Here is an 8712-nt window from a genome sequence, read left to right on the forward strand (position 1 = left end):
AGCCGTCGACGGTCCAGGTGCTGGGGGCGACCGACATCATCAACGTGGCGTCGGGCGTCCAGGCGGTGAACGCTGCCAACGCGAGCGTGAGTTATGCGATTTCCTCCACCTTCGATCCGGTTGCCGGCAGTACGCTCAGCGTCACCCCCAGCACCCAGTTCGCCGCCGTCGGCGCGAAGCGTGGCTACTCGGCCAATGAGTTGAGCATGAGCGGGCACCTGGATGCCGGCTTCGCTGCGAACATGACTCCTGCGATGGCCCGGGTCTACGGTCGATTGGCCGGCCAGGACGATGCGCATGTGCAGAGCTCGATGGACGCGCTTGGCAACGAGGCCGTGCAATCGGTCGGCGCCGCACGCATGGCCGCGAGCCAAGACTTTGTCGACCGCATGAACAGTTGCCCCCAGTTCGGGCCCGGCGGCATGCAACTGGCGGAGCAGAATTGCCTGTGGTCGCGTGCCACCGACAACCATGCGCATCGCGATGGCAGCAGCACCGGGGTGGGCTACGAGACGGGTGCCAACAAGTACCAGATCGGCGGCCAAAGGGGCGTGGGCGATGGCTGGTTCCTTGGGGGCTCCATCGGCTATGACCAGAGCAGCCTTTCGGCCCCGCTGACCACCGTCAGCGGTACAGGCTGGACCGCGGCACTGATCGCCAAGAAGCAAATCGGGGACTGGCTCTTCTCCGGCGCCGTCGACGTTTCGACCGGCAGCTACGACAGCCGGCGCCAAGTGACCCTGAACGATGCGCCCGAGACCGTCAGTGCGTCGTTCAACGCGAGCGGCATCGGTCTGCACGCCCGCGTGGCGCATCAGTTCGCCATGGACGGCGGCTGGTACTTCAAGCCTTACGTCGACGTGCACGCGGTGCGCCTGCATACCGGTGCCTACAACGAGACCGGTGCGAACGAGCTCAACCTGCTCGTGAATTCGTCGAACGGCACCGCGCTTACCGTGTCGCCGATGCTGGAAGCCGGCAGCCTGTTCGACCTGGGCCATGGCATGGAGCTAAGAGGCTACGTGAGCGGCGGTGTCTCGGTGTCCAACCAGAACGACTGGTCGGCCAACGCCACGCTGCAGGGTTCGGTGGCACGGGCGGGCAAGTTCACCACCGCCTCCGAGTTGCCCAACCAGCGCTTCAAACTCAACGTGGGTGCGGACTTGATCGCCAACAAAAACCTGGACATCCGGCTGGAGTACACCGGTGAGTTCGCGTCCGGCTTCCGCTCGAACGGCGCGATGCTGAAGGCGGCTTTTGCGTTCTGAGGACCGACCTCCGAACGCAGCTGGCGGTCCTATCGCTCGTCCGACAGGCTTAGTATGGACACGCAAGCACCCACTCCGTCGCAGTAACAAGGCGCACGTCGCTACCCACTCGCATGAAAAACATACTCGTACTCGGAGGAACCGGTTTCGTCGGACGCAGTCTGTGTACGCTGATCAGTTCCTCGGATGCCGCCACCACGATCACGGTGCCGACCCGTCGTCTGTCGGGGGCGATGAGATTGGGGATGCCGCCCTCGGTCAACCTCGCGAGTGCGGACGTCCATGACCGGGTTCAACTCGCCAAACTTGTCGAAGGCAGCGACGCGGTGGTCAACCTCATCGCGATCCTGCACGGCACCGAAGCGCAGTTCGCCCGGGTTCACATCGAGTTGGTCCGTGGGCTGGTCGAAGCCTGCCAATCCACCGGTGTACGACGGCTGGTGCATGTCAGCGCGCTGGGCGTTGACAGCGCGAAGCCGAGCCACTATCTGCGATCCAAGGCAGCAGGCGAGGCGGTGCTCAATGGTTCAGGCCTTGACGTAACCATCCTGCGGCCATCGGTTATTTTCGGTGAACGAGATCGTTTTCTGAACCTGTTCGCGCGCCTCTCGGCCCTCGCTCCGTTTTTTCCGTTGGCGTGCGCGGATGCCCGCTTTCAACCCGTTTGGGTCGAGGACGTCGCCCGGGCGGTCGTCGTCTGCCTCGCGCGCGACGAGACCGCGGGCCAGACCTTCGAATGCGCAGGGCCCGAGGTCTTCACCTTGGCGGAATTGGTCAAACTGGCCGGTCGCTGGTCGGGCCACGAAAGGCCGGTGCTGGCGCTTCCAGACGTCCTCGGAACGCTTCAGGCGGCTGTCATGGAGCGATTGCCCGGTGAGCCCCTCATGTCGCGCGACAACTTGCAGTCGATGCAAACCCCCAACGTCGCAAGCGGACGGCTCGCGACGCTGATGGACCTGGGTATCCACGCTGCCGCGCTCGAAACCGTAGGCCCGAGCTACCTTTGGCATTGATGAGGATGTTGGCACGTGAAATCAGGCCTTGATGCACTACCGCACGCGGATGAAGCCTTCATCGCTGCAAGCGCCTGACATGACTTGGCCAACACGCGACACGGCAACGAACGACTGAGGCTCGAGGCGCAGAGTGAGTTGGCCAGCAGGCGCGACTGGCGACCGATGCCTCGCCGACAGTAGCCGATTGAGCGCAAAATCATGAAGCTGCGTCGCCCGTTCTCTCCGCAGCGTGACGCCTTTCAAGGAAGTGGCGGTATTGCAGTGAATAAGCAGACAACTCTTTGGACAGTACGCTGGGTTGTAGCGGCCATCGTGCTGGTGCTCGATCCACCACAGTCTGCGGCGCAACAAGTTGCGAAGGTGCCGCACATTGGATTTCTTTCAGCCTATGGCCCGCTTGGCCCTACCGTGGGGATCAAGGAGGAATTGGAGAAGCTCGGCTGGATTGACGGCAAAACTGTCATCATCCACTACGGAGTTTCGGACACTGCGTCGACGGAACCCCTCAACACCTTGGCAGCCGAGCTGGTTCAGGCCAAGGTGGATGTGCTGGTCGCCGTCACCAGCACTGCTGCCCACGCTGCAAAACAAGCCACCAGCAAAATACCCACCGTTGTCTATGCTGCGCACGCCGGTGTGGAAACGGGTCTCTTCTCCAGCATGGCGCGTCCAGGGGGCAACTTGACCGGCAACGAGAGCCTCTCTCCCACTCTCGACGCGAAGCGCGTTGAAGTCATGAAGCAGATGATGCCTTCACTCAGGCAGGTGGGCGTCATCCTCAATCCCTCCAACCCGGGAGCTTCCGATCATCTGAAGAGTGCGAGCGCGGCAGCCAAGGCCACCGGCATCACGCTGACGCCGATCGAAGTGCGAGGCCCGCAAGACTTTGAGGCTGCCTACGCTGCGCTCGACTCCAGTCGCTTTGACGGCCTGATGTTCTACGTCGATGAGGCAACAACTGCCCTCCAGTTCTCGAATTTCCATACGAGGAAGCCAATCCCGGCCGTGTGCGAATTCGAATTCCAGGTAGCGCTGGGATGCCTTGTGTCGTATGGCCCCCTGATGAGCGAATTTGCACGGACGACAGCGCACCAGGTCGATGAAATCTTGCGAGGCGCGGAGCCGGCCCGCATGCCTGTCCAACAGGTGACCCGCTTCGAGTTGGTCATCAATACAAGAGCTGCGAAGGCCTTGAAAGTGACCATCCCTAGTTCTGTCCTTGTGCGCGCCGATAAGTTGATCGAATAGTGCGCACTCCAGGGCCGCGGGCTCGGTGCATGCCCGGCAGCGCAATTTCCGGTACATGCGTGCGTCTTCATGTCGCCTCCCCTTTGCGTAGCTGCCTGGCCCTCCGGGTCACAAAGTTTCGAATGGCCTGCGCTCCGATGAACCGGGCATCCGTCCACTCGGAATCGGTCATCCGGATGCCGCGTATACGCATGATCTCGCCGGTTTCATTCAAGGTCTGACGCCCGCGCTTGCGTGGCACCGGCTGCTCGATGGGCTTCGGCTTTGGCATATCAGAATTGTATATACGCAAATGACGCCTGCAGTGTGCACTAAATCACGTACGTGCTCACACGAGCGCCCTAGCATACGTTCATACGCAAATCAACCAGGATCCGAATTGAACGCTAGTGCCCGTCTTGACGGCAAGTCGCTGAGAATTATTCCGAATGTCGGCACGCTGCCGGAGCAACAGATCCTGGACGCCTTGACGATATGGAACCGCGAGCCGCAGCACGCGGCACCCGTCGAAGCTTGGCCAGCGTTCCCGCATGAGCTACGGGACGAGATCGGGGATCTCCAGACCCGCACCGTTGGGGCCTGGTGAATGGGCACGCATGCGCTCGACTGGCGTAGCCTGTCCACCCGCGAGCAAGCCGTACTGCTGTGGCGCCACCGCAGGGAGCTGGCATGTGAGATCGCTCCCGCGGCGATAGAACAGAAGTTGGCCGACAGAACCGGCGTGATGCTGGCCAAGCGCGACGCCTTGGCATTCGTCAACCAGGAGGGCGAGCGCGGCGTCTGCATCGCCTACGTGTTGGTGCGCCCCGGTATGCGTGGCAAGGGCATCGGCGCCCAGATGCTCGCCGCCGTGCGCGCTCGCTTTCCGAACGCGCCGTTGAGCCTGCAGTGCTACGGGGCCGAGCGTGCCGCTTTCTTCGAGCGCCACGGCTTCATCCGACCGCCTATCATGACGGGCGGCGGCTACTTCTTGATGCACAGCGACCCCGCTGCTGCACAAGCGTACGTCGACACGCTGCCAGCGTCGCTGCGCCGGGCGTCAGGATCGCAAAACCGCTGACCCCCGCCGGACTTCTTTCGCCGTCGAATCAACTGCCGGTCGGCACCTCGCGGCGTTGGCTCATGACTTGACCACAACCACTCACATCAACGAGGAAAACACATTGGGCAAAAAGGCTCTACACCAAGTCCCTGCAGCCGCGAGCAGCGAGGTGGCCGAAGGCGAACTGCGCTATCGGTTGGAAGCAGCCAGCGAGGCCGGCGGGCAGGTCGGGACTCTACTGGAGGTGCCGAGGCGCTTCAAGCCCGACGGCGGCGACCACGAGGCCGTCACGCCGGGTCTGGCCACCCTCGCGACAGACATCGCCTATGCGACCACCCCGGTCGCTCGCTTGCTGGACCTGCGAGGGCACCTGAGCGGAATCGTGGCTTCGCTTCGGCATACCCCGTTCTTCGAGGGAGCAGCAAATGGCTGAGCTGCATTCCGTGCCACCCGTCGCCGCTGATCCGCTGGGCACGCCCGTTGAGCGGCTGCGCATTGCGGGCAAAGCCGCCAGCCAGGCCCTCACGTTGCTGCGAAGGCTGCAGGCCGATCCGGAGGATGCAGACCTGCGAGAAGCCGTATTGCCTCGCCTGATCGTTCTGGCAGGCATTGGCTGGTGCGCCGAGGGTAAGGACCTGACCCTTGAGGAGCTCAAGGAACAGTTGACGGGCTCGTGGCAGTGAGGGGCAGTCTCCCGCCATGTACCCAAATCCGACCAGTGCCGACGTCTCCAGATCGACCGCGCTGAGTGGATTTGTCGCGCATGCAACAGGCCTGGCGTCCACCTTTGTAATTGTCGCGAGCGACATTTCCATTTGGGCCAACAGTGGGAGGAGGGCTATCCGATTTATGTCAAACACCGTTGGGTATGCTTGGCGCTGCCGGAGCGCGCCAATACCATCATAGCGACGCGAGCCCGCCCTGCAACGCGACGAGGCGCAAGGGTGGCTTGGATTTCTGCCGACCAGCGCACGGTTGAACGCAGCATTTGAAGGCCACGCTTCCTGACCGCGCGTCGAGCACGGCCCTCGCTCATCGCGTTAGCGGTTCGAGGGCACTTCCGGTTGGTCGCGCCTGGTGCGCAGGTCATGCGCCCATGTCAGCGGCACGGTATCGGCATTGGGCGCGCGGCGCGCCAGGGCAGCTTTTGTCTACCTGCTTGCGCAGTCTTTCTGATCAAGTGATCAAGCGCGGCGTCGCCGGAGCCAGCGATCGAGACCCGGATTCCACGGTGGTTAAGACTTCCAAAGCCATGGAGGCTGGATGCCACATCGGAGTTCACTGACCGGCAGGCCATGCGCCTATCCGCTCCTGATAGACAGGCCTTGGCTGCATTCTTGGCAACGCTCCCTGGCCCCGTCCTTCAGGGCAAGTGCTGTTGTTCGCGGGTCTGCGAGCTCAGGGGGCCGCGCATCTGCAATACCGAGGGCGGCAGCCCGAACATCGTTCGCGCCGTACGCGACAAGTGCGCAGCGTCCGCGAAGCCGGCCGCGTGCGCCGCGGCCGAGAGATTTTGCCCGGCCATCAGCAGTGTCCACACGTGCAAGAGTCGCCGCCACAGGACGTAAGTGCGCAGGGGCATGCCCGTTTCCTCGACAAACAGGTGCCGGAAGCGCTCCGGCGAGAGATTCACCGCTTTGGCCACTTCGGGGAGTGAAACGCTCTCGTCGACCCGCTGGCGGATGTAATCGATGGCAGCGAGGACGCGCGGGTCGGACGGCTCCCTGGACGCTGCTCCGGACAGGTCCCGGACAAGCTGCATGCACACCGCTTGCACCGCTTCGTAGCTCTTCTCGAACCGCCAAGCTCTTTCCAGACGCTTTGCAGCGACGGCCACCGTGTCGGTGTCGAGGAACTCGGGCCCATGTTGCAGGCGAGTGGCGAGCGCCTTCCCCTCTGGAGTCTCCGGCTCGATGAACAGAACCAAGCTCATGTCGCAGTCGTTCACGTCGATGGTGTGTACGGCCCGGGACGGCACCAAAGCTGCGGCACACGCCTGCCATTCACCGTGGCGGCCGAGTTTCACATGCAAGCCCGCGGGAGCGCCCAAGACCAACTGGATGGCGTAGTGCGAGTGCGGCTCGATGGGAGCACCGCCTCCTTCGCCTATGAACCCGCAAACGCCGGTCCAGGCTACGAAATCGCCGCGGTAGCGGGTTGCGGGCTGTGTGCTCATTGGTTGAACGGCTCTGCCACTGGTCTACTGTGCCACGAAAGCGATAACCCGACGGCCGCCCTGGCGGGTGGGCTCGGCATCGGCCGCTCGACAGTGGTGTTGAACGAACAGGCTGCAAATCTAGCCGCTGTGTTCAAGTCCAAAACGTTCATCGCGCGAAAAAATCAAGACCTCACCAACCCCTTCTGGAGCTTTCAAATGACTTCCTTTGCCACCTGCACCCAAGCCGCCGCGGCTTCCTCCGCTGCCAGTCAACCGACCTGCTCCGGATGCGCAACCTGCAAGTCCGGCAGCTGCGACTGTGTCACTTGCAACTGCGTAAGTTGCGACTGCACTGGCTGTGATTGCGCCACGGCGGATTCGCCGACTTGCGGCTGCGCCTCCTGAGACAACTGGAAGGACCGGCCACTTCCCACGAGTCCGCGTCGGGTACACCGAGACGTGGCTGGACCACTGCAACGCATCGCGAAAAGGAGACCTTCATGTCAATCCCGAGCATCGGCCTCGTCATCCTCATCGGCGTCGTCTCCACAGCGGTCATGGATATGTGGCTGCTCGTCCTCTCCCGGCTCGGCGTACCCACCACCGATTGGCGGCTGGTTGGCAGGTGGGTCGGGCAGATGGCACAAGGGCGGTTTGCGCATGCGTCCATCGCCGAGGCGGCGCCGGTACGAGGCGAACACCCACTGGGCTGGCTTACCCACTATGGTGCGGGCATCGCCTACGCCGCCGTGCTCGTTGCGTTCATGGGAACCGATTGGGCAAGCCAGCCTACCATCGTCCCGGCGCTGGTCTTCGGATTGGTCACGGTGGTCGTGCCGCTGTTCGTGATGCAACCGGCCATGGGGTCTGGCTTCGCCGGCTCCAACACCACGGCTCCCGTCAGGAGCTGCGTGCGTACCTTTGCGAATCACGCGGTGTTTGGAGCCGGCCTGTACGTCGCCGCCGCTGGCATCGCATACTTTTGACGCCCGACTCGCTGCTGGAACCTCAATTCAGCAGCTGCCGCCATCCGAGAAGGTAGGAGCATGACCGCGAAGCAACTCACCCGCATCTACCTTGACTACATCTCGTGCCTCAATAGCCAAAACTGGGCGAGTTTGGGTCGATACGTGCACGACCAGGCTTCCCACAATGGGCGTCAACTTGGTCTTGCGGGTTATCGCGAAATGTTGGAGAAGGACTTCCAGGAAATTCCGGACCTGTTTTTTGACGTCCAGTTGCTCGTCGCCGAGCCTCCGAGAATCGCCAGCCGTCTGCAGTTCAACTGCGCACCGCGAGGGGAGTTCCTTGGGCTGCCGGTTAACGGGAGGCAAGTGAGTTTCACCGAAAACGTCCTCTATGAATTCGAGGAAGTAAAGATTTGCCGCGTCTGGTCAGTTATCGACAAGTTGGCTATCGAGAAGCAGTTCTAGAGCGGTTCACAGGTCCGCCGACCGCGCGATGGAGCGCCGGCCACCGTTCGCCATCAGGGTACCGTCGGGGCAACCAGGCGGTCCTTTCGCGACCCGGAGGGGAACAACGTTTTCGTTGCCCCCCACGCCCGACGATCGACGGCGCGTGAGCGCGCGGCAGGGACGGCAGAATGCGGGCCAGAAATGGACATTCCTCCGACACTCCTGCGCGCGCTACGCCTACGCAAGTTGTCGCTGTTCCGGGAGACCTAGAGCCAGTTGATCTTGTCCATCAGTGCAAAATGGAATGGCTGAGGCACGATCCGCTTGGGCCTCCTTTTGCTGGCCGTGTCGGCGAAACGCGCGACGAATGCGCATCTCACCAGTGGGACACCTTCGCTGTCAGGACAGGAATCAGGCGTCGGTGGTTTCCCGGCTCGCGCCGGCTCAAACGGCACGGCCCACGCAGAGCGGCTCGGGATGCTCTTCGAACAGTCGCCGAGCTTCATGGCCGTGCTGGAAGGACCAACCCACGTCATCGTGCAGGCGAATCCGAACTACCTGCGTC

General features: G+C 62.7%; 11 protein-coding genes. 9 read left to right on the top strand and 2 right to left on the bottom strand.

The window, feature by feature from the left end; all coding sequences use genetic code 11:
- The first annotated feature begins 17 nt into the window (after nucleotides 1–17).
- The 3 genes from WKW82_RS35145 (at nucleotide 18) to WKW82_RS35155 (ending at nucleotide 3532) form a co-directional block, all read left to right on the top strand.
- Nucleotides 18–1268 carry an autotransporter outer membrane beta-barrel domain-containing protein gene (locus tag WKW82_RS35145; RefSeq protein WP_340347725.1) on the top strand — a complete coding sequence of 417 codons (1251 nt, stop codon included), beginning with the start codon at nucleotides 18–20 and terminating at the stop codon, nucleotides 1266–1268.
- Between the two features lie 113 nt (nucleotides 1269–1381).
- A complete protein-coding gene (locus tag WKW82_RS35150) occupies nucleotides 1382–2281 on the top strand; it encodes a complex I NDUFA9 subunit family protein (protein ID WP_340347726.1) in 900 nt (299 codons plus the stop codon).
- Between the two features lie 201 nt (nucleotides 2282–2482).
- Nucleotides 2483–3532: an ABC transporter substrate-binding protein gene (locus WKW82_RS35155; RefSeq protein WP_340347727.1), complete on the top strand. Its 1050-nt coding sequence runs from the start codon at nucleotides 2483–2485 to the stop codon at nucleotides 3530–3532.
- A gap of 67 nt (nucleotides 3533–3599) precedes the next feature.
- Here WKW82_RS35155 and WKW82_RS35160 read toward each other — a convergent pair whose 3' ends face one another.
- Nucleotides 3600–3803 carry a hypothetical protein gene (locus WKW82_RS35160; protein WP_340347729.1) on the bottom strand — a complete coding sequence of 68 codons (204 nt, stop codon included), beginning with the start codon at nucleotides 3801–3803 and terminating at the stop codon, nucleotides 3600–3602.
- Nucleotides 3804–4118: 315 nt separating this feature from the next.
- Between WKW82_RS35160 and WKW82_RS35165 the strand changes: the two genes are divergently transcribed.
- The 3 genes from WKW82_RS35165 to WKW82_RS35175 all read left to right on the top strand — a co-directional run bounded on the left by WKW82_RS35165 (nucleotide 4119) and on the right by WKW82_RS35175 (nucleotide 5257).
- Nucleotides 4119–4592, top strand: a complete 474-nt coding sequence (locus tag WKW82_RS35165; RefSeq protein WP_340347730.1) for a GNAT family N-acetyltransferase — start codon at nucleotides 4119–4121, stop codon at nucleotides 4590–4592.
- A 103-nt stretch (nucleotides 4593–4695) separates the two neighbouring features.
- Nucleotides 4696–5007 (top strand): hypothetical protein, encoded by a 312-nt coding sequence (locus WKW82_RS35170; RefSeq protein ID WP_340347731.1) that lies wholly within the window; start codon nucleotides 4696–4698, stop codon nucleotides 5005–5007.
- On the top strand, nucleotides 5000–5257 hold the full coding sequence (locus WKW82_RS35175; protein ID WP_340347732.1) for a hypothetical protein: 258 nt from the start codon (nucleotides 5000–5002) through the stop codon (nucleotides 5255–5257). The genes WKW82_RS35170 and WKW82_RS35175 overlap by 8 nt, the downstream gene beginning before the upstream one ends.
- A 680-nt stretch (nucleotides 5258–5937) precedes the next feature.
- Here the strand turns inward: WKW82_RS35175 and WKW82_RS35180 are convergent.
- Nucleotides 5938–6750, bottom strand: a complete 813-nt coding sequence (locus tag WKW82_RS35180; protein ID WP_340347734.1) for a helix-turn-helix domain-containing protein — start codon at nucleotides 6748–6750, stop codon at nucleotides 5938–5940.
- A gap of 482 nt (nucleotides 6751–7232) precedes the next feature.
- On the opposite strand from WKW82_RS35180, the gene WKW82_RS35185 reads away from it, so the two are divergent.
- From WKW82_RS35185 to WKW82_RS35195, 3 genes are all read left to right on the top strand, one after another.
- A complete protein-coding gene (locus tag WKW82_RS35185) occupies nucleotides 7233–7718 on the top strand; it encodes a DUF2938 domain-containing protein (RefSeq protein ID WP_340347735.1) in 486 nt (161 codons plus the stop codon).
- Between the two features lie 60 nt (nucleotides 7719–7778).
- Nucleotides 7779–8165, top strand: a complete 387-nt coding sequence (locus WKW82_RS35190; RefSeq protein WP_340347737.1) for an ester cyclase — start codon at nucleotides 7779–7781, stop codon at nucleotides 8163–8165.
- A gap of 327 nt (nucleotides 8166–8492) precedes the next feature.
- The coding region (locus tag WKW82_RS35195) for a hypothetical protein (protein ID WP_422823665.1) at nucleotides 8493–8712 on the top strand (220 nt) is incomplete at its 3' end.

Source organism: Variovorax rhizosphaerae (assembly GCF_037889975.1).
Lineage (GTDB): Bacteria > Pseudomonadota > Gammaproteobacteria > Burkholderiales > Burkholderiaceae_C > Variovorax > Variovorax rhizosphaerae.